This window comes from Bradyrhizobium sp. Rc2d (assembly GCF_900099855.1).
Taxonomy (GTDB): domain Bacteria; phylum Pseudomonadota; class Alphaproteobacteria; order Rhizobiales; family Xanthobacteraceae; genus Bradyrhizobium.
In genome coordinates this window covers 24158-43713 of record NZ_FNCU01000034.1, presented here as the reverse complement: position 1 = coordinate 43713, position 19556 = coordinate 24158, and the positions used below count along the sequence as shown (strand labels likewise).

Annotated in this window: 18 protein-coding genes; 5 read left to right on the top strand and 13 right to left on the bottom strand. The window is 61.6% G+C overall.

Translation table 11 applies throughout. The features are described from left to right. Positions 1-78: 78 nt before the first annotated feature. From BLV07_RS31780 to BLV07_RS31755, 5 genes are all read right to left on the bottom strand, one after another. On the bottom strand, positions 79-954 hold the full coding sequence (locus BLV07_RS31780; RefSeq protein ID WP_091893832.1) for an ABC transporter ATP-binding protein: 876 nt from the start codon (positions 952-954) through the stop codon (positions 79-81). Then, entirely contained in the window at positions 942-1721 is a 780-nt protein-coding gene (locus tag BLV07_RS31775) for an ABC transporter permease (protein WP_244551259.1), read from the bottom strand. The genes BLV07_RS31780 and BLV07_RS31775 overlap by 13 nt, the downstream gene beginning before the upstream one ends. Then, positions 1718-2716, bottom strand: coding sequence for an ABC transporter substrate-binding protein (locus BLV07_RS31770; protein ID WP_244551258.1), 999 nt, complete (start codon positions 2714-2716; stop codon positions 1718-1720). The genes BLV07_RS31775 and BLV07_RS31770 overlap by 4 nt, the downstream gene beginning before the upstream one ends. A gap of 237 nt (positions 2717-2953) precedes the next feature. Continuing rightward, positions 2954-3913 (bottom strand): fatty acid desaturase, encoded by a 960-nt coding sequence (locus BLV07_RS31765; RefSeq protein ID WP_091893828.1) that lies wholly within the window; start codon positions 3911-3913, stop codon positions 2954-2956. 969 nt (positions 3914-4882) lie between these two features. Next, the gene (locus BLV07_RS31755) at positions 4883-5455 is read right to left on the bottom strand and encodes a uracil-DNA glycosylase (RefSeq protein ID WP_176945885.1); all 573 of its coding nucleotides are present in this window, start codon (positions 5453-5455) and stop codon (positions 4883-4885) included. Between BLV07_RS31755 and BLV07_RS31750 the strand changes: the two genes are divergently transcribed. Both BLV07_RS31750 and ligD read left to right on the top strand, forming a co-directional pair. Further along, complete coding sequence (locus BLV07_RS31750) at positions 5448-5801, top strand: DNA polymerase ligase N-terminal domain-containing protein (RefSeq protein WP_176945884.1); 354 nt, start codon at positions 5448-5450, stop codon at positions 5799-5801. The two genes, BLV07_RS31755 and BLV07_RS31750, sit on opposite strands and share 8 nt — an antisense overlap. A gap of 10 nt (positions 5802-5811) precedes the next feature. Next, positions 5812-6705, top strand: a complete 894-nt coding sequence (gene ligD / locus BLV07_RS31745) for a non-homologous end-joining DNA ligase (RefSeq protein WP_244551257.1) — start codon at positions 5812-5814, stop codon at positions 6703-6705. A 123-nt stretch (positions 6706-6828) separates the two neighbouring features. Here the strand turns inward: ligD and BLV07_RS31740 are convergent, their stop codons facing one another. The 4 genes from BLV07_RS31740 to BLV07_RS31725 form a co-directional block, all read right to left on the bottom strand. Then, positions 6829-8028, bottom strand: coding sequence for a site-2 protease family protein (locus BLV07_RS31740; RefSeq protein ID WP_176945883.1), 1200 nt, complete (start codon positions 8026-8028; stop codon positions 6829-6831). A 128-nt stretch (positions 8029-8156) separates the two neighbouring features. Beyond that, the gene (locus BLV07_RS31735; protein ID WP_091893818.1) at positions 8157-8525 is read right to left on the bottom strand and encodes an HIT family protein; all 369 of its coding nucleotides are present in this window, start codon (positions 8523-8525) and stop codon (positions 8157-8159) included. Next, positions 8522-9202: a phosphoribosyltransferase gene (locus tag BLV07_RS31730; protein ID WP_091893816.1), complete on the bottom strand. Its 681-nt coding sequence runs from the start codon at positions 9200-9202 to the stop codon at positions 8522-8524. The genes BLV07_RS31735 and BLV07_RS31730 overlap by 4 nt, the downstream gene beginning before the upstream one ends. Beyond that, positions 9186-9692, bottom strand: coding sequence for a dienelactone hydrolase family protein (locus BLV07_RS31725; RefSeq protein WP_349525481.1), 507 nt, complete (start codon positions 9690-9692; stop codon positions 9186-9188). The genes BLV07_RS31730 and BLV07_RS31725 overlap by 17 nt, the downstream gene beginning before the upstream one ends. A 439-nt stretch (positions 9693-10131) precedes the next feature. Here BLV07_RS31725 and BLV07_RS31720 point away from each other — a divergent pair, with 439 nt between their 5' ends. Further along, the gene (locus BLV07_RS31720; protein ID WP_176945882.1) at positions 10132-11262 is read left to right on the top strand and encodes a hypothetical protein; all 1131 of its coding nucleotides are present in this window, start codon (positions 10132-10134) and stop codon (positions 11260-11262) included. Here BLV07_RS31720 and BLV07_RS31715 read toward each other — a convergent pair. The 4 genes from BLV07_RS31715 to BLV07_RS31700 all read right to left on the bottom strand — a co-directional run bounded on the left by BLV07_RS31715 (position 11174) and on the right by BLV07_RS31700 (position 15487). Then, positions 11174-12166, bottom strand: coding sequence for a ribose-phosphate diphosphokinase (locus tag BLV07_RS31715; protein ID WP_091893813.1), 993 nt, complete (start codon positions 12164-12166; stop codon positions 11174-11176). The two genes, BLV07_RS31720 and BLV07_RS31715, sit on opposite strands and share 89 nt — an antisense overlap. 183 nt (positions 12167-12349) lie before the next feature. After that, a complete protein-coding gene (locus BLV07_RS31710; protein ID WP_244551256.1) occupies positions 12350-13633 on the bottom strand; it encodes an outer membrane protein assembly factor BamB family protein in 1284 nt (427 codons plus the stop codon). Between the two features lie 316 nt (positions 13634-13949). Further along, positions 13950-14276 (bottom strand): antibiotic biosynthesis monooxygenase family protein, encoded by a 327-nt coding sequence (locus BLV07_RS31705; protein ID WP_091893809.1) that lies wholly within the window; start codon positions 14274-14276, stop codon positions 13950-13952. A gap of 20 nt (positions 14277-14296) precedes the next feature. Then, the gene (locus BLV07_RS31700) at positions 14297-15487 is read right to left on the bottom strand and encodes an NADH-quinone oxidoreductase subunit D (RefSeq protein ID WP_091893905.1); all 1191 of its coding nucleotides are present in this window, start codon (positions 15485-15487) and stop codon (positions 14297-14299) included. Positions 15488-15713: 226 nt separating this feature from the next. On the opposite strand from BLV07_RS31700, the gene BLV07_RS31695 reads away from it, so the two are divergent. Next, complete coding sequence (locus BLV07_RS31695; protein WP_091893807.1) at positions 15714-16499, top strand: hypothetical protein; 786 nt, start codon at positions 15714-15716, stop codon at positions 16497-16499. A gap of 49 nt (positions 16500-16548) precedes the next feature. Next, positions 16549-19497 carry a transketolase gene (locus tag BLV07_RS31690; protein ID WP_091893805.1) on the top strand — a complete coding sequence of 983 codons (2949 nt, stop codon included), beginning with the start codon at positions 16549-16551 and terminating at the stop codon, positions 19495-19497. Positions 19498-19556 lie beyond the last annotated feature (59 nt).

Genomic DNA, 19556 nt, shown 5'->3' with positions numbered 1-19556 from the left:
GCCGCTGACATCTGCTCGCTCCCTTGCCCGCCGCAAGGAAAGCCATTCAAGAGCCATGCCAGAGCTGTCGTCAGGCGCCTACGCCTTGACTTCCATTTGCTCGAAGGCCCGGCGGCCTTCCGAGCGGATCAGGTCAAGGCAATCCCGCTTGAGGGCGAGATAGGCAGCCTCCGCAACGATGGCGCTGGAGCGCGGTCGCGGCAGACTCACCTGAAGATCCTTGAGGATGCGGCCTGGTCCCGCGCTCATGATCAGCACACGGTCAGAGAGAAGGATCGCTTCATCGATGTCGTGTGTGACGAAGACGATTGTTGCGTTGATCCGCTCGCGGAGCTCGAGCAGATTGTCCTGCATGACCGCCCGGGTCTGCGCATCCAGCGCTCCGAACGGCTCATCCATCAACAGCACGCGCGGTTGGTTGGCGAGGGCACGGGCAATCGCAACCCGCTGCTGCATGCCTCCAGATAGCGTGTGCGGATATGCCGACGCAAATTTGGTCAGCCCGATCATCTCGATGAGGTCGTCGGCAATCCGCAGCGCCTCCGCTTTCGGCTTGCCGAGGGCGCGCGGCCCGTGCGCGATGTTCCGGCGTACCGATTTCCACGGAAACAGATGTGGCTGCTGGAAGACCATCCCGATCTCGGGTCGTGGTGCGCGCATTGCTTCGCCGGCCATGCGCACTTGGCCCTCGAACGGCCGCTCGAGGCCGGCCATCGCATTCAGGAGCGTGGACTTGCCGCAGCCGGATGGACCGACGATCGAGACGAATTCTCCCTGGGCTACCGCCAGGGATACGCGATCGACCGCGATGACCTGTCCGCTCGGCGCATCGAAGACGATGCTCAAATCCTCGACCCGGATGATCGCCTGACGCGCCGGGGCGGACGGCGAATACGTATCCACGAGCCTGAGCGCCTGGTCTGGACGAAGCAGGCTCGGGGTCATCGCCACCACACGGCACGTTCGGCAAGAGTCGCGAAGGAACGGTCGGCGACGAAGGAAAGCAGCCCGAGAGCCGCCAACCCGCCCATGACCTGACCCGTTTGCATGTTCTGTTGCGCAATTTCGATACGGTAGACGATGCCGGCGAACGTTCCCGCCAACTCGGCGGCGACCAGCGTGTAGAAGGAGATGCTTACCGCGGTCCGAAGACCGACCGTGATATAGGGCAGCGCGCCAAGAAGGACGATCTCCCACAGCATCTGTGGCTGCGGCGTGCCGAGCATCTGGGCGGCACGGATAAGTCCGCGGTCGACTTTCTGCACCCCGATGTGGGTCGCGAGCCATACCGTGAAGAACACTCCCCAAACGACCAGGAAAAGCTTGCCTGTCTCCGAGAGGCCAAACCAAAGGATGACGATCGGCACGAAGGCGACGGGTGGAATTGGACGAAGGATGTGAAACAAGGGTGAAAGCAGGCTGGACACCAGCCGAAACCGGCCAGTCAGGACGCCGAGCACGATCCCGCCCGCGGCCCCGATCGCAAATCCCGCGGCCACGCGCGAGAGGCTGGCCATCAGGTCGGCGAAGAATTGTCCGCTGCGAATCCATTCGAGAATGGCGACAGCGACGGTCGATGGCGGCGGAAACAGCACGGCGTTCACGATGCCGGAGCGCGCAACCAGTTCCCACACGCCTGTGAAGGCGGGCACGGAGAGGACGGCGAACAGTACGCTCAGCCGTGCGGTCGCGCTCGCGCTGCTGCGTCTCCCGACACTCACGGGCGCGCCTCCAACGTGACGCGAGCTGGATCGAGCGTCTTCAGCGGCGCCGTCACCAGGACTTTCGAGAAATCGGGCATGCTCGCTCCAGGGGGATGATTGCCGGTCTCGAGCCGCCAGGCAGCATGGGTTTTCAGAGTCGTGAGAATCCTGTCGTCGAGGCGCACACGGTAGACATAGTCCGGCCAGATCGAAGCCAATTCGTCGCGTTTCATCCCGGTCGCTGTGGCGATGACGTCGATCGCATCATCCGGATGCGCCTTGAGCCAGCCCTCGGCTTCGATGAGGGACGCCAGGAACTTGCTCACGATCGCCGGGTTGGCCGCGAGGTAAGACTGCGTCACGACAATGTTGAAGGTCTCCGAGTAGAGACCTTTGGTCTCAAGCGGGATCGCGCCTTCGCCAAGAGCCTTCTTCGCATTCGCGACGTGCGGCTCCCAGGTATCGAACGCGTCGATGCTGCCGGCCGCCATGGCGGGGAGCATCTCCTGAGGTCGCAGGTTGACGAGCGTCACGTCCTTCGAAGTCAGGCCCGCCGCTTTCAACAGAACCGACGTGTAAACTTCGCTGCCGGTTCCGGCCGTAAAGGCGATTCGCTTTCCACGCAGATCGGCCTTCGTCTTGATCCCGGCAGAAGCCGCGGTCATGGTCTTGAGATCCGAATATTCCATCCCCGCCACGAAGGCGATCGGCTGTTGCGCCATCGCGGCCGCCGTGACCGGCGCCTCGGCGGTTGTCGCGATATCCGCCCCTCCTCCAAGCACCGTATCGAGGCATTGCTTCCCGCTGGTGAAATTGGAGACCGAGATGTCGAGCCCCTGCCTGGCGAAAATGCCCTTCGCATTGGCGACAATCACCAGTCCCGAGATCGGCCCAAGATTCTGGGCGAGCCGCGCCTTCAGCAATTCTTCGGCGGTCGCGCGCTGAGGCGTCGCAAACAGGAAGGACGCAGTAAGCACGAACACGGCAGAGCGAAGAGCGGTTGTTGATCGCATGCCAAACCCCTGTGATGCCGGCGACCGGAGTGATCGACCGTGACGAGAGGGTCGTCTCAAGACGGGAGACCGTGAAGCAATTAATCGACAAGGCTCGACGCTGTCCAATTTTTGCGCAAGCAGACCAGCTTCCGACTGTGACTGGTGCAATAAATTCATCAAGCTGCTCACACCTTGGGCGCTTCGTAGCCTGCGACAACGGCACCCTGCTGGCTTTCGTCAAGCCCTAATCCCGATTCAATCAGAACCGATCGAGCTTTCGATGCCGTTGCGTGCGCGGCGAAACCAGGCCCACGTCTGCCGCGTCACTGCGATGTAGCCCGGGCCCCTGTAGACGATCTGATCGGCGACGATCCCGTTCAGTTTCGGCAGCGCATGGAACGGAATCGAAGGATAGGCATGGTGCTCGACATGATAGGGCATGTTCCATGCAAACCAGCGCACGAACATGGCGGTATAGGTGGTGCGGGTATTCTGGAAGGCGCTGCGCGTACGATCGCAACCGGTGTGTTCGGCAAGGAGATACGGACGCAGAAACAATTGACCGACGATCACGGGGACGACCCAGACCCACAACAGGAACAAGGTGTGCAGCGCGACCGATGCCAGCAGCAGCGCGACGTAGCCTGCCAGATAGAGGCGTGCTTCCCTCACGACAACGCAGCGCTTGCTTTCCGGAATCCAGGGTGACGTGGCGTTGCCGGTCAACGCATGGCGAAGCATCAGCCACGCCCGGAAGGCAACCTGCCGCAGGCCGCTGTAGACGATCACCAGTTGCGCGTCCGAGGTCGGGATCGGAACCGACAGCAGTTCTGGGTCCCTCTTTGGATCCTGCGTATACCGATGATGATCCCAGTGGAACAGGCAGTAATATTCGTAAGGCAAGCCGACCGCGAACGAGGAGAGATGACCGAAGGCGAGATTAAGAGCGCGGCTGCGAAACGCCGTCTTGTGGGCGGTCTCGTGTACCACCATGAACAGGAATGCGACAAAGTAACCTTGGACGACGACCAGCGGCAACGTCCAGACGATTCCGTATCGCGAAGAGACCAGCCAGATCAGCGCGCCGACAACGATGATGACACCGTAGTGGCTGGCCGCACGGACCAGACCTCGCCAATTGCACCGCATCGACAACTCGCGCAGCATGGCCGGAGTTAGCGGCTTCTCTCCGGTGGCAGTGATGGCATTGCTCATGATCGTAGTCGCCTCTTTCCGGGATCACGCACTTGACCGTGCTCGTGCGGACGTTGGAATTCGTCAAGCACAGGCCGACCCTAGGGAGCGACGTCGCAATGCAGAAGCAATTAATTTCGCGGGCGTTGGCCGCCCGGCATCCCGAGATTTGCGGCCCTCGCTTCACCGCATCGACCCGGCGACGGATTGGCCGCTAGTGCCGTTATGGGCGGTCAGGTCTAAATCCTATTCCGCTGGCGCTGCGTGCGGCAGATCGACGTGCGCGGTAAAGGGTACGCTGATGCCGGTTTTTCCCAGCGCGCGGTGCGTGAATACGAGTCGCGCGGCGTTGCGGGGATTACATCGAGGACCAGTTGGCGCCGAAGCGAGAGTTCGTCGCGGCGCTCATGCCGCCGGTGAAGAATTGATGGATCGGGCCAGTCGCTTCGATGTGCCACGAGAGTTTCGATGAAAAGATCGGGCGTGGAGCGCCGGTTTTCGGCGATCTTTCAAAGCGGATTGACTGACATTCTCTTCGCCATTTGGTCGATTTCATGCGCCAAACTACGATTTCGCGCGCTTGGGTTCGTTAGCCCATTGCTATGCGTCGACTGCGCCCGCCGCAGATTGGGATATTGGTGCGAGCAGATCGGACATCCGTGCGACCAGAGTATCTCGGAGCGCGCCGACAGAACTCGAACCCGAACCGTGCGCCGAAGAGCAATCAACGTCGGAGTGTCCAAGCCACAAGCGCCACGATCTGTGCTGTCAATACAGCTCGACAGTGGCGGAACGATCTCATGATCGCTGATGATCTTGCACTTCATTGATCGTGCTCATTCAAGAAGGATCACCCGAGGGTCGACAAGACATGCAAGCTTGCGCTTCAAATCGAAGAGCTTGGATGCAACACCGCGAATCCCCGTCTTGTAACCGGATGTGTTGACGGCCGAGGGCTCAAGGCGTCGGCAGTACGCCCTGTCGAGATCCTCAAGCACGATCTGGATCCAAATGAACCGCCGAGTCGTTCCAGGCCCGGCGTAGATCGGCGACCGCGTGACGCCAGGCGTCGCCGTTCCGTCCGCCGAAGCGGCGGACGTAAGCTGGATGGAAAGTGATGCGGAGCGGGTGACCTTCAAATTGGAGCTTTGCCTTGCGCGTCACGCGGATCGATTGCGACTGGCCGAACAGGCGAGCCGCTGTGCTGCCAAGAGCAACGATCACGCCTGGTCTGGAACGCCGAATGTCGATCAGCACTGCTGCGCCATAGCGATCGACTTCCTGGATTGTTGGGCTGCGATTACGTGGCTTCCGATCTTTGGAATGCGCGATTGGCCGGAAAGGAATGGCGTTTGCCAAACGCACCTGTTGGGGATCGACCCCGGCTTCATCCAGCATCTCGCGCAACGCCCTGCCGGCCGGACCGACAAAAGGCCTGCCCTGCGCAGCTTCCTCTGCGCCGGGTGCCTCGCCAACCACGTAGAGCCGCGGTCGTCGGAACAGGCCTTCAGGCGCGACACGACGGTGATCGAGATGTGTATTGGCGACGCGTGCCTTGGCCATCGGTTCCGGCACCAAGCCTGGCAATGCAAATGCTCTGGCTCTATCAACTGCCGTCGCGCCACTGATTTCCAACAGCGCCAAGACCGGCCGCCGCTTCGCCTTGGAACCGACGGCCATTGACGCGAGTTTTCGACGCGCAGGGCTCGTTCAAAAATGGGACGGCGGCACTTACGAAGCCGAGGGCGCGGCCAGCGCAGCAGAGAGCAAGCAAACCATGCGAGCAGGCTTGCGGCGAGGACGCATGAGCTTCATTCTCAAGGGAAGCAAGCTTCGCGGGGCATATTCGCTCGTGCGCCTGAAGAGCCCGAAGCAATGGCTGCTGATCAAGACGCATGCGAAAAAGTGACCTCAGGCCAATGTTGGCGACCCTCATCGACGCGCCATTCGATGACAAGGAATGGATCTTCGAGACGAAATGGGACGGCTTCCGGCTTGTCGCAAAAACCGGAGGCAGAAATGGCTCCCTCTACTCGCGCAATGGCAATGACGTGACCAGGCGTTATGCCCCAGTCGCCGAAGCGCTCGATATCATCAAGCGCAATGCCGTGATTGACGGCGAGCTAGTGGCGCTCGACGCGGAGGGCCGATCCCGATTCCAGCTGCTGCAGAATGCGCTGAAAGGCGAGGCACGTCTCCGCTATTATGTGTTCGATCTGCTCTTCCTCGATGGCCGCGACCTGCGTCGCAAGCCGTTGCTTGAGCGCAAGGACCGTTTGCGCGCCATCCTTACACGGCACCCACTCGTCCACTACAGCGGACACAGAAAGCGGCATGGCAAGGCGGCGTTCAACAAAGCACGACGAGCGGGGGAGGAGGGCATTATCGCGAAGCGTGCCGCAAGTCTCTACCACTCGGGCAGGCGCACGAAAGATTGGCTCAAGATCAAGGCCGATCAGGAACAGGAAGCCATTGTGGTCGGCTTCACCGAGCCGCGCGGGAGCCGCCAGCACTTTGGCTCGCTGGTGCTTGGCGTGTACGACAAGGGCAAGCTTGTCTATGTTGGTCACAGCGGTGGGGGATTCTCCCGAGAGATGCTCGCGACGCTGCACGCGCGCATGATGAAGTTGAGGACAGACAAGAAGCCGTTTACGGACGTTCCGCACGAGGACCGGACCACGTGGATCAGGCCGCGGCTCGTGTGCCAGGTCAAGTTCACTGAATGGACCCGCGAGGGGGAGATTCGACATCCGGTGTTTCTCGGCATGCGCAGCGACAAGCCCGCGCGGCAAGTCAGACGGGAGCGCGCATGAGAATCGGGCCGAAGTCCTCAACCGCTTCCCCAACGGGATCACGGGCAATTGCGGACAATGCGTTCCCTGTTGCCGTCCGCTAAACGCAATCTGAGCGAATTTGCTTGGACACTGGCTCGCGGGTCAGCGGGCGGGATGCACGTAGTGGGCAGATCCCGCATCACGGGTCTTGGCAGCGCTCCATGGCAGATCCTGCATGTTTCGGTCGAGCTCCTGCCTGAGCGAGAGGTATTGAAGCATATCGGACAAGGCCAGGACGCCGAGAAGCCGTCCCTGTTCAACCACGAGCAGACGACTGTGCCGACCGCCCTGCATCCTTGCAAGCGCCTCCAGTGCATCCAGATGCGGAGGGACAATGATCTCCGGCGAGCAGGGGCGCATGACATCAGCGACGCGGCGCCGGGTGGTGTCGGAGGGGCCAAGATCGCGGACATCCTTCGCCATGATGCAGCCAATGAGTTCGCCGTCGCGCAGCACGGGAAAAGCCTTGAAGTAGTACTTGTAAAAGTAATCCTCGACCAATTCCGCAATGGAAATATCCGGGGCGACGCCGATCGGATTGCGTTGCATGAGCGTGGAAACGGGAAGCCCGCCGAAGGTGTGGCGAAGCGTCAACTCGTGCCGTGCCGCGCCGGCGGCGCCGTGCAGGAACAAGCCAATAAAGAACAGCCAGACGCCACTGATTGTGCTGCCGGTGATGAACTCCAGGATGCCGTACAGGATCATGGCAAGGCCGAAGAACTCGCCACTGCCGGCGGCAATGCGCGTGGCCCGTCCAAAATCGTTCATCCAGCCCCAAAGGCCAGCGCGCAGCACCCGTCCGCCGTCCAGCGGGAAGGCGGGAATGAGATTGAACAGTGCCAAGATCCAATTGAGGCCGCCAAGGTAGTCGAGCACGCCGAATGCGGCGGGGGACATGGTCTTCTCGCCTGCGGCGGCGACCAGGAGCAGGATGGTGCCAAGCACCATGCTGGCGATCGGCCCACCGATCGCCATAAGGAATTCTGCCTTGGCGCTGCTCGGCTCCTTGTTCAGTTCGGCGACCCCGCCGAAGATGAACAGCGTAATGCCGGCAATCGGCATGTCGTAACGCCGCGCAATCAGCGCATGGCTCAGCTCATGCAGGATGATCGAGATGAACAGGCCGATCGTGCCCGCGAATCCCATCCACCAATATGTGGCGGCGGACAAATTCGGAACTGTGCGAGGGAACTCGCCGAGTGCCAGCGTCCAGATCAACAGCGCTGCCAGGATGAGCCACGAGATGTCGATCCATATCGTGAACCCGGCGAGCGTGAGGATTTTGATCCGGTGCAGGAACATCGCTGCCTCGCGAGCAGTGGCGCTCATGGGAAAACATCGCATCGAGGGCGCTTGTTCCTAAGGCTGAACACGGCGCATCAGGCCGCTGCACGATGAATGTCGGCGAACGTGATGCCCAGAACTCCGGATCATTGCGGCTCAAGTGCGTCGCGAATTGCTTTCGCATTCCGCTCAAAATCTCTCGGGTCGCCCTTCGCCCTGCCTGGAGCGGGATACAGCCAAACGTGCGCATGCGGCACCTCTTCGCCCATGATGCGGGAATGTATTTCCTCGCAGAACGCCTTCTGCATTGCGCGCGCAACCGTCCGTACGACTTCGAAATACGCGCCAACGTTCGGTACGTCCCAGACCCAGCGCTGGTGTTTCTTTGGGATGATGAGAGTGTGCCCGGGGGATTGCGGGCGAATGTCGAGAAAGGCGAGATGTTCCTCGTCCTCATACACTTTCGCTGACGGCATCTCGCCGCTGACGATTTTGCAGAAAGGACAGTCGATCATGGCTGGGCTCTTTCCCGCGACTGGCGCAGATCGGACGAAATCGGAAAGCGTCGTAACATGTCGAGCACTTCGCCATCGGAGACCTGCCCGAAATCCAGATAGTAGTAGCCGATGGCGGCGAACGCGGTATGTTCCTCAAGGCATACGAAATCATCACATTCTGCGCGCATTTGCGGGACAATCTCGGTCGGTGCAACGGGAACCGCGAGAACGAGCCGGCTTGGATTTCGTTTTCGCGTCGCCTGCAAGGCGGCCCGCGTGGTGGCGCCGGTCGCAATGCCATCGTCGATAACGATTGCCGTCCGACCGGAAATCTCAAGACGTTGACGATCTCCCAAATAGCGCTGACGCCGCTTCTCTATCTCGGCGATCTCCTTGCGGCACTCGGCTTGGAAATCGGCTTCGCTGATGCCTGCGAGCCGAATGACATCATCATTGCGCACCACGATCGGTGCGTCACCATCTACCACGGCACCCATTGCCAACTCGTTTTGGAACGGGACGCCGACCTTGCGAACGATGATGAGATCGAGCGGCGCGTGCAGCGCGGCTGCGACCTCAGCTGCCACGGGCACGCCACCCCGAGGGAGCGCCAGAATGGCCGGGTGCTGGTTCCCGTACGTGGCGAGGGGCGCCGCCAACTTTCGACCCGCTTCGATTCTATCTCTGAACGGCATGTCGCTGTCCTGCCTTCGAACCTGCTCCTGGAGCCATAGGAGTGAGGTAACGGGCGAACCATCGTGCTGCGTGGTCTGTCACTTGTTCGATGGCTCCCGGTTCCGAAAAGAGATGACTGGCTCCCGGAACGATCTCGATTGCCTTGGGTTCTCGAAGCCGCGCAAATGCATCTTGATTGAGTTCGATCACCCCGAAGTCATTGCCGCCGATCACGAAGAGGGTTGGAGCATTGACTTGATCGATTGCATCGCCGGCGAGATCGGGACGGCCGCCGCGTGAGACGATAGCGCCGATTCGGCTGCGGAGCCGGGCTGCTGCCATGAGCGCTGCTGCTGCTCCCGTGCTCGAGCCAAACAGGCCCACCGCAAACCGAGCCATGGTCCGGTCGTGATCCAGCCAGCGCACCGCATCAAGCAAACGGTCGGCCAGCAGCTCAATGTTGAATACATTCGCGCGGTTCGCTTCTTCATCGAAGGTCAAGAGGTCCAACAGCAGGGTCGCTAGCGCATGATGATTGAGAGCGGTGGCAACTGCCGTATTGCGCGGGCTGAAGCGACTCGATCCGCTTCCATGGGCAAAGACGACTACGGCACGGCTGCCTTCGGGAATGTGTAATATACCGGCAAGCCCCCTAGGTGGAATTGAAACGTCCCGGACCTCACCGCTCCGTCCCGGTCGAGCACGAGCAACCATTTTCGCTCTCACTTCTTATTTCCTTTGCTACCAACGGGCGCTGCCAGCTTTGGTTTCGCAGCTCCGGATGGCCTTCTGCGTCGGCTTCGACAAGCCGCCCGGCGACGGGGCGGGAACCGCTCCGGTGGTATCGCTCGCCCAGATTGGGCGGATGAAGGCCTCTAAGGTGCAGGCGATCAATGCAACTCGGCAAGCGGGGGCTGCGCCGTTCCTGCAGCGTTGATGGGCGCCAGCAATGGAAGCGCGAGAGCAGAGCGAGAGCGAAATCCGCGAGCTGCGGCTGCGTGACAAAGTACACTTTCTGAGCCGGCGAAATGTGTATCCGGAAGGCGCAGCCACCATCACCACTCGCGAGACCCATATGTCATGGGTCTTTCTCGTCGGGGATAAAGCCTACAAGCTGAAGAAGCCGGTCCGCTTTCCATATCTTGACTTTTCGAGCGTGGCCAAACGTGAGGCCGCGTGCCGGGCTGAGCTGCGCCTCAATCGCCGCCTCGCCCAGGACGTATACCTCGACGTCCTGCCGCTGGTCTGGTCTCCCAAGGGGCTTGCCATCGGCGGCTCAGGGGAGGCGGTGGATTGGCTCGTCATGATGCGTCGCCTCGACGAGCGGAATATGCTGGATAACAGCATTGTTGAGGGGGATGTCAAAACTTGGGAGCTTGATCGGCTGGCCGCTGTCCTTGCCCAGTTCTATCGCCGCGCACAGCCTACCTTCATTTCGTCGGCCGTCCGACTAGCCGAATGGTACCGAACCCTCGACTATAATCGGCGCGTGCTTCTTGACAGGCGGCTCGCGATGCCGGCGGGGCTGATACAGTGGATCGACCAGATGCAACGCCGTTTCCTCGATCGCCGATCAGACCTGCTCGCCGATCGCATCCGTCGCCGAAAGATCATCGATGGTCACGGCGACCTGCGGCCCGAGCACATTTGGCTTGGCGATCCAGTTCGCATCATTGACTGCATCGAATTCAATCCGCGCCTGCGTGCGGTCGATCCATTTGACGAGATCGCTTTCCTTGACCTTGAATGCGAGCGCCTTGGGGCAGGATGGATCGGCGAGTACATTACACGACGGATACGTCAAGAACTCAAGGACAGTCCGGGCGACGAGCTAATGACATTTTATCGGTGTCATCGTGCAACATTGCGCGCCCGTCTTGCGATCGCCCATCTCCTCGAGCCCGAGCCGCGCAGTCCCGAGAAGTGGCCGCGGGTCGCGCGCCAATATCTTCGCCTGGCGGCATCGGACGCAATCAAGCTGGTTGGATTGCTCAGAAGACCAGGAGGTCGGCGAGATCGCGGTTCTCGTGCAGCCGACGTATCGTCTCGGCGAGCAGTGGGGCGACAGGGAGGACTTTGACCTTGGCGCGCGCAGCGGCATCGTCAATTCGAACGGGCACCGCATCGGTCACGACAAACTGCTCAATGGCAGGATTCGCAACGACCTCGGCGGACCCAGGCATGAATAGCCCGTGTGTCACGAAAGCCAATACGCGACGGGCGCCGGCGCGCCGTGCCGCCTGCGCGGCACGCAGCAGCGTGGTTCCGGTACTGATCAGGTCGTCAATGATGAGCACCGTCGCATCGGCTGCATCGCCGACCAAGAGGTCGCCCGAAATCAAGCCGGCACTGCGGTGCTTGTCGACGTATCCCTTGCCGATCGGACGATGCAGCGTGGCTTCCAACGCTTCTCGCAACAGTTGTGCGCGCTTCACGCCGCCGGGATCCGGAGACACCACGCTGAAGCTTGCATCCATTAATTGCGCGGCAAACTTAACGAATAGCGTTGTCGACGTCAGGGCGACGGTCCGGCAGCGGAAGGCATTTTCGAACGCAACCGGATTGTGCACCTCGAGGGCGACGACGACGTCGGTACCAACAGCCTCAAAGAGGCTGCCAATGTAGCGCGTCGTTACCGGGTCGTTGAGCTTGGTGCGGCGATCCTTTCGCGCATAGCAAAGATACGGCACGACCGCGGTGACGCGAGCGGCGCCGCAGTCTTTGAGAGCTCCGATGAAGAAGAGCAATCGGCAGAGCTTGTCGTTTACGCTCTGGTTTGGCCCGTTGTGCAGGGTTTGTATCACGTATGCGTCTGTGCCACGTACCGAATCGAGGGGGCGCGCCTTGTGCTCGCCATCCTCGAACTCTCGCTCCTCGTGTGCAGCAAGCGACCAACCCAGCGCCTGAGCCGTGGCTTTGCCAAGATCGGCCGTCGCGTTCAGCGCGAACAGCCGCATCTCGGAATGACAGGCCAATTCCGCCATCTATAGCTCCGTTCGCGAGATGACCGGCTCCGAGCGGGATGGGATCACTTCCGCGTCGGCAGGGCTGCAAGCGCGAGACCCCAGCTTCGAGGGGATCTCACCATTGAACAAATGAGGCAATGCGGAGTTCCCGGTATGGGAGAGGTGCCATCGCGGTCTCGTGAAGCTGCATATGCGTGCCTTTCAAAAATGAAAGGCGTAGATGCGCCCGTCGGCGCCCACATAGAGGCGGTCCTGCGTCGCGATCAGCGTCTGGAAGCGTCGGAGACCGCTCAAGGCCTCGCTTACAAAAATCGGTTCGCCGGTATCGCCGCGGAACGCGTGCAGCCGATTGTCGCCTTCGGCGCCAACAATCCAAACAATCGGGTTGGAATGGCCGTCCGTGGTGGTCGCAACAGGGGAGCCGCGGCCGCGGAGCGCACCGCACCAGGCAGTGGCCATCGCCGGCGGGGAGCCTGCTGCGATCTTCAAGACCGTCAAATCGTGACCTCGGCCGGGCTGCGGGCAATGCGCTCCGGAGGCCTGGAAGGCAACAAAGACATCATCGCCGACGCGATAGGCGGCCGGCGACGTGACGATCGACGACTGGGCTACTGTTTCGACCGCCAGCTGGCCGCCGACGCCGCCGAGACTATTTCGATCGAGAAGATAAGCCTTGCCATCCTTCCCCAGCGCCAGGATCAGAGCGCGGTCCCCGCCCGCTCCGGATATGTTGAAAGTAAGCGGATTGCTGCCCCCGAGATCCGCGTCGGCGGCATCGAGCGTTTTCCAATCCGATGGCGCAAAATAGTCCCTCTTGTCGTCTCTGCGGCGCAGGTCGGGTCCAATGTGAAACACGGCTTCACCGTCGCTCCAGGTCGGCGCGCCGAGCGTATTCCCAGTCGCAAAGTAGATGTCATGCTCGGAGACGCTCAGACCGCCCGGCGCCCAGATCCCGCCCCCTCGCCCACGCGTTGCGAAGCTGACATGCTTGCCGGGCTCGCGCAGGGAAAGTCCGACCACCCAGCCGTGATAGTTCCCGCAATCACCAAAATGGCCACTGAAGGCGACATAGACAGTGTCGTCGAGAAGCGTGAGCGCCGCGCGCTGGTTGTGGACGCTCGGGTCGAAATGTCGTCCTGCCTTTTGCAGAAGGTCGGCCACATCGATCGGCCAGCCGGGGAGAACGCTGCCATCCTTTGTCGAAAGCGCGAACACCTCGTGGCGCGGGCCGTTTCCTCGCTCCACGGCAGCATCAAAATAGATAGCTTGGGTTGCAGGGTCGATCACCGGCGTCCCGGTAATACCAAGCGGATCGATATTTCCGCACGGCAGCGACGAACGGCGCACTGGACGCCCGACCACGCGCCTCCACAATTCCTTGCCGGTCGTCGCGTCGAGGGCCTGGACGACGTCGTCCTCGGTGCCCACGAATAGCATCCCGGCGTTCGCGCCAGGAGGACGCCAGTACAGCGGCTGAGCGTACATCGAGCCCGCGACACGGGCGTTGAACGTGCGATCCAGCTGAACCGATCTGGCTTTATCCCAGGATAGCGCGGGAACGACGTACTGGCCGCTTCGGCTGTTGTCGCCATGATAGGTCAGAACTGAGCCGTCTTGAGCAAGGGCGGATAGCGGCGATAGCGCAAGTGCAAATAGTCCCACCCTCCAGGCAGGACGGGCTGTCCTCGAAAAAGCGCGTCGGATGTTCATGTGCGCCTAACAGCCCCGTGCTGCTCCGGTTCCATCATCGTGGGGTAGATGAGCTGAGGCGTTTCGCTCTCGCGCTCATCGAGCGCCGGTTTCACTCGCTCTTCGCGAGGACGTCGACGACCTCGTACAAATGAGGATCGATGTCGTCGGTGAGACTTCCGAACTGGCTCCAGGCTTTGCGAAATTCAGGTGATTGGTGCGCGGCCCGTAGCAGATCACGGCTTTCCCATTGAATGTAATTCACGATACGACGCCCATCGAGGCTGCGATGCAGGCTGACGGAAATGAACCCCGGCTGACGCTGCATGAAGCGAGCTCGCTCCCTCATGAGCGATAGGGCCTCGGCCTGCTTCTCCGGTTCGGCTTCGATGATGGTAATTTGCGTGACCGGCTGCTGGCCGATCTGGATCTGTGGCATGGCGATCTCCTTTCACGGTATTATCGATCGATCTCCCCAAACACGATGTCCAGCGACCCGATGATCGCCGAGACGTCGGCGAGCAAGTGGCCGCGGCAGAGTAGGTCCATCGCCTGCAGATGCGCGAACGATGGAGCGCGGATCTTGCACCTGTAGGGTTGGTTCGTCCCATCGGAAACCAGATACACGCCGAACTCGCCCTTGGGGGCTTCCACTGCCGCATAGATCTCCCCGGCAGGCACGTGAAAGCCTTCTGTGTAAAGCTTGAAATGATGGATCAGGGCTTCCATCGAGCGCTTCATCTCGCCGCGGCGCGGAGGAAAGATCTTGTTGTCCTGCACTGCGACCGGACCTTGCCCGTCAGGAGCCCGGAGTTTGGCGATGCACTGTCTCATGATGCGCACCGACTGGCGCATTTCTTCCATGCGGACCAGATAGCGGTCATAGCAGTCACCGTTCTTGCCAATCGGAATGTCGAAATCCATCTCCGGATAGCATTCATAGGGCTGTGCCTTGCGAAGGTCCCAGGCGGCGCCGGAGCCACGCACCATGACGCCCGAAAATCCCCACTCCCAGGCTTGCTTCAACGTCACCCTGCCAATGTCGACGTTGCGCTGCTTGAAGATGCGAAGTCCCGTCAGCAACCGATCCAGATCGTCCACCACGCGCAGGAACGGATCGCAAAAGGCTTCGATGTCATCGATCAGCTTCGGTGGCAGGTCCTGATGCACGCCACCGACACGGAAGTAATTGGCGTGCATGCGCGCACCGGATGCGCGCTCGTAGAACACCATCAGCTTCTCCCGCTCTTCGAAGCCCCACAGCGGTGGAGTGAGCGCCCCGACGTCCATCGCCTGGGTTGTGATGTTGAGCAGGTGCGAGAGCAGCCGTCCGATTTCACAGAACAGCACGCGAATCAGTTGGCCGCGGCGCGGCACTTCCAGCCCAAGCAGCCGCTCCGCTGCGAGGCAGAACGCATGCTCCTGATTCATCGGCGCGACATAGTCGAGCCGGTCGAAATACCCGATCGATTGCTGATAGGTCTTGTTTTCGATCAGTTTTTCGGTTCCGCGATGCAGCAGGCCGATGTGAGGGTCGACGCGACGGACCACCTCGCCATCAAGCTCCAGCACCAGGCGCAGCACGCCGTGGGCCGCAGGATGCTGCGGCCCAAAATTGATGGTGAAATTGCGGAGGCCTTCTTCCTCCATGGCGAACTCCATGGCGAACTCACGGCTGCGGCAGCGGGTCCGCGCCCGGCGTAGCAGCAACGCGGCCCAAGCCTTGGTCGTTCCTAAAGCTCCCGCAGCCTCCTCAGGCCCCGTTGCGAGGAACTACACGGCCGCATCGCGTCCCGGCCCGAACCTAGGAACACGTGCGTTTGCATTCCGTTGAGCAGGGTGCAGGGCAGACGGGTTGAGCACGATAGGCTGCGACATGGTTTCTGTGCGACGGAGGCGCGGCGACCCGGAGGCGGAGGTTTCGGAGGAGATCGTCGAAAAAGGCGACATCTATTTTGCCTACCGACCCCGGATCGAGGAAGATAAGGCCGAAGACCTCGCCGACATCCAGCGCTTCTACATGGTGATGAAGCCGGAACGACAGGCCCGGCTTCGTGTGGCGGTGCTCGGGCGCAAGCGGCTGCCCGGGGCGCGTGATCATGAACGCATCTGGGGGTTCATCGAAGCGATCAAGTCCGGTCCCGCCGTCGAGAACGAATTCCGTGAGCATCATTATGCGACCAGGACGCGCGGTGAACGCACGCTGCCGCCGGTCCGGCCCGCCGGCGAAGGCGTCTATGCGCTAATCAAGCGCGGTCGCAATCTCCATTTGAGCTATGAACTCGAACTGCCACGGCGGCCCGGCGAAGTCCAAGAGGAGCTGAATATCGAGCGCCAGGCGGCGTACATTCTGTCTATCAAGAACCCCGAGGCCGGGTCTCCGCCCGGCGCGGGACTGTCAGAGCGGGAAGAGGCGCATTACCCCAAACCGGTCGAGCGGCAATTCCGCGGCCGGCGCTTCGCATCGGAAGACCCGCATCTGCTCGACTATGAAGGCGCCGAATTCATCCTGATCGGCGCGCGCGTCGATCCCGAGCGCGCCTATGGGGTCGATATCGAGACCGAACACGAGACGGCCCGCAATGCCGACATTTTCCGCCAGCTCAAGATGTCGCCGCGCGAGCATCCCATCGGTCCGCTGATCAAGGGCGAATGGCAATAAAGGCAGTGCATGGTCGGCTTTCCAGGCACTTGAACTAAGGAGACCGCATATGAACCGGACGATCGAACTCTTGGCGCAAGGCCAGAGCTGCTGGATGGATGATCTCACCCGGCGAATGATCAATAGCGGCGATCTGGCACGGCGGGTTGGCGAGGAAGGCTTGCGTGGTATCACGTCGAATCCGGCCATCTTCGAGAAGGCGGTCGCGGAAGACGCGGATTACGACGATGACATCGTTCGCGCGGCCGTGGCGGGCCGATCCCCAGCCGGCATCTATGAAGATCTCATTACCAGCGACGTACGCAACGCCTGTGATATCCTGCGCCCGGTGTACGAGGAGACCGCGGGTGTCGACGGTTTTGTGAGCCTCGAAGTATCGCCCCACCTCGCGCATGACACAGAGGCCTCGATCGAAGAGGCGCGGAGGCTGTGGACACTGGTCGACCGGCCCAACCTGTTCATCAAGATTCCCGGCACTCCGGCAGGGGTTCCGGCCATCGAGCAGCTGCTGTTCGAAGGCATCAACGTCAACATCACGCTGCTGTTCTCGATCGCCCGCTACGAGGCGGTGGCCGAGGCCTACCTGCGAGCGCTTGAACGGCGGCTGGACGCAGGCCAGCCGATCGAACGCATCGCTTCGGTCGCAAGTTTTTTCCTCAGTCGCATCGATGTGCTCGTCGATCGACTGCTGCGGCAGCGCATCGTGCCCGACCGCCTGCCTCCCGATCCTGATCCACTCAGCCTTCTGGGCAAGGTCGCGATCGCGAACGCCAAGCTCGCCTATCAGGCATTTAGCCATATCCGGGCGAGTAACCGCTGGATGGCGCTCGCCGAGAAAGGCGGGCGGGTACAGCGGATGCTATGGGCGAGCACCAGCACCAAGAACCCGGACTATCCGGATCTCATGTATGTCGAGCCGTTGATCGGTCCAATGACCATCAACACGATGACGCGCAAGACCATCGCAGGGTTCCGCGACCACGGCACTGTGCAGGCCACGGTCACGCACGATGTGCAGCGCGCGCGGCGCGTCATGGAAGATCTGGGTCGGCTTGGGGTGTCGTTCGATCTGGTCACGGCCCAGCTCGAGAACGACGCGGTCCAGAAGTTCATCGATCCGTTCGACTCGCTGCTCAAGCTGTTCGCCACCAAGGGTGAGCGCGCTGTGGCCTTCCGTGACGTGGACGATCTGCGCGCAGAGGCCCGCCGGCTGCGGCGACTGGTGATCCGCATGACGACGGAAGCGGGCTCAGGTCATCCCACCTCTTGCATGTCGTGCGCCGATATCGTGGCAGCGCTGTTCTTCCGCGAGATGCGCTGGGATCCGCTCGATGCGGCCGCGCGCAATGTCGATACGTTCGTTCTGTCGAAGGGCCATGCGGCGCCAATCCTGTGGGCGGCCTTGCACGAAGCCGGCGCCATCAGCGAGGATCCGCTGTCACTGCGGCGAATCGATAGCACGCTGGAAGGCCATCCGACTCCGCTCAATCCATGGGTCAGGGTCGCGACCGGATCGCTCGGACAGGGGCTTGCGGCGGCCAACGGGCTCGCAGCGGCGAACCGCCTGGACCGCATCGATGCCCGCGTGTTCTGCCTGCTTGGCGACGGCGAATGCTCGGAAGGCTCAGTGTGGGAGGCCGCGCAGTTTGCTTCGCTCAATGGCCTTGCGAACGTGACGGCGATCGTTGACATCAACGGTCTCGGCCAGAGCGAGGCGGCGCCCTATCACCACGATACCGCGGTGTTCGCGCGTCGATTCGCGAGCTTCGGCTGGCGCACCATCGAGATCGACGGTCACGATATGACAGCGATCCTTGCGGCATTTCGGACCGCGCATGATGACGGTGGCCCGACCGCCATCCTCGCGCGTACCATCAAGGGCAAAGGGGTCTCGTTCCTGGAAGGAGCGGACGGATGGCACGGCAAACCGCTCGACCGCAAGCAGATGTCGCAGGCACTGGACGAACTGGGCGATGAGACGCAGGCGCCGCCCGTCGTCGAGCCACGTCGCGTCGGCCAGATGGCGCGCCCGCAGCGCGTGGCCGCGACACACGCCCCTCCCGCCTATCGGCTGGGCGATAAGGTCGCCACCCGCGAGGCGTTCGGGCACGCGCTGGAGAAGCTCGCTGGCGAGGAGCCCGCTCTGGTAGCGCTTGACGGCGACGTGAAGAACTCCACCGGAACAGAGCCGTTCGCGGCCCGATACCCGGAACGGTTCTTCGAGAGTTTCATCGCCGAGCAGAACATGGTCGGCGTCGCCCTCGGACTCGCAGCGGCGGGCAAGATCCCATGTGCAGCGACGTTCGCCTGCTTCCTCACGCGTGCTTATGATTTCATCCGCATGGCGCAGTATTCGCGGCCCGCCCATCTCGTCCTGTGCGGCAGCCATTCCGGCGTGTCGATCGGCGAGGACGGCCCGTCGCAGATGGGCCTTGAGGATCTCGCCATGTTCCGCGCCCTGATCGAAAGTACGGTTTTGTATCCGGCAGATGCGGTGAGCGCCGAGCAGCTGACCGCGATGGCGACGCGTACCAATGGCATCGTCTACATCCGGACGACACGGCCCAAGACGCCGGTGATCTACTCCAATGCGGAGGAGTTTCCGATCGGCGGCAGCAAGGTGCTGCGCTCGTCGCTGCAAGATCGGCTCACTGTCGTTGCGGCTGGTATTACGGTGCATGAGGCGTTGGCCGCTTCCGACATGCTCGATGCACGTGGGATTTCGATCCGCGTGATTGATGCCTACTCGGTGAAGCCTATCGATGTCGTCACGCTATCGGCAGCCGCTCGTGATACCAAGGGGCTGATTGTCGTCGAGGACCACGCGATCGATGGCGGGCTGGGCGATGCCGTGTCGACCGCGGTTGGCTCGACGGCGCCGGTGCATCGGCTGGGGATTGCACGACTGCCGCGCTCTGGCACGAAAGACGAATTGCTCGACAGGTACGGCATTTCGCGCCGCTCGATTGAAGAGAAGGTCCTGCAGTTGGCTGCCTGAAACAAAAATAAACCCCGCCATCCAATGATTGGAATGACGGGGCTCGAGCTTTCACTTTT

Bases quoted from the DNA above. Each gene is read 5' to 3' on its own strand.
- BLV07_RS31690 (WP_091893805.1), top strand. From the start codon at position 16,549: ATGAACCGGACGATCGAACTCTTGGCGCAAGGCCAGAGCTGCTGGATG.
- BLV07_RS31755 (WP_176945885.1), bottom strand. From the start codon at position 5,455: ATGGCCAAGGCACGCGTCGCCAATACACATCTCGATCACCGTCGTGTC.
- BLV07_RS31705 (WP_091893809.1), bottom strand. From the start codon at position 14,276: ATGCCACAGATCCAGATCGGCCAGCAGCCGGTCACGCAAATTACCATC.
- BLV07_RS31770 (WP_244551258.1), bottom strand. From the start codon at position 2,716: ATGCGATCAACAACCGCTCTTCGCTCTGCCGTGTTCGTGCTTACTGCG.
- ligD (WP_244551257.1), top strand. From the start codon at position 5,812: ATGTTGGCGACCCTCATCGACGCGCCATTCGATGACAAGGAATGGATC.
- BLV07_RS31720 (WP_176945882.1), top strand. From the start codon at position 10,132: ATGGAAGCGCGAGAGCAGAGCGAGAGCGAAATCCGCGAGCTGCGGCTG.
- BLV07_RS31730 (WP_091893816.1), bottom strand. From the start codon at position 9,202: ATGCCGTTCAGAGATAGAATCGAAGCGGGTCGAAAGTTGGCGGCGCCC.
- BLV07_RS31695 (WP_091893807.1), top strand. From the start codon at position 15,714: ATGGTTTCTGTGCGACGGAGGCGCGGCGACCCGGAGGCGGAGGTTTCG.
- BLV07_RS31765 (WP_091893828.1), bottom strand. From the start codon at position 3,913: ATGAGCAATGCCATCACTGCCACCGGAGAGAAGCCGCTAACTCCGGCC.
- BLV07_RS31700 (WP_091893905.1), bottom strand. From the start codon at position 15,487: ATGGAGGAAGAAGGCCTCCGCAATTTCACCATCAATTTTGGGCCGCAG.
- BLV07_RS31735 (WP_091893818.1), bottom strand. From the start codon at position 8,525: ATGATCGACTGTCCTTTCTGCAAAATCGTCAGCGGCGAGATGCCGTCA.
- BLV07_RS31715 (WP_091893813.1), bottom strand. From the start codon at position 12,166: ATGGCGGAATTGGCCTGTCATTCCGAGATGCGGCTGTTCGCGCTGAAC.
- BLV07_RS31710 (WP_244551256.1), bottom strand. From the start codon at position 13,633: ATGTACGCTCAGCCGCTGTACTGGCGTCCTCCTGGCGCGAACGCCGGG.
- BLV07_RS31740 (WP_176945883.1), bottom strand. From the start codon at position 8,028: ATGTTCCTGCACCGGATCAAAATCCTCACGCTCGCCGGGTTCACGATA.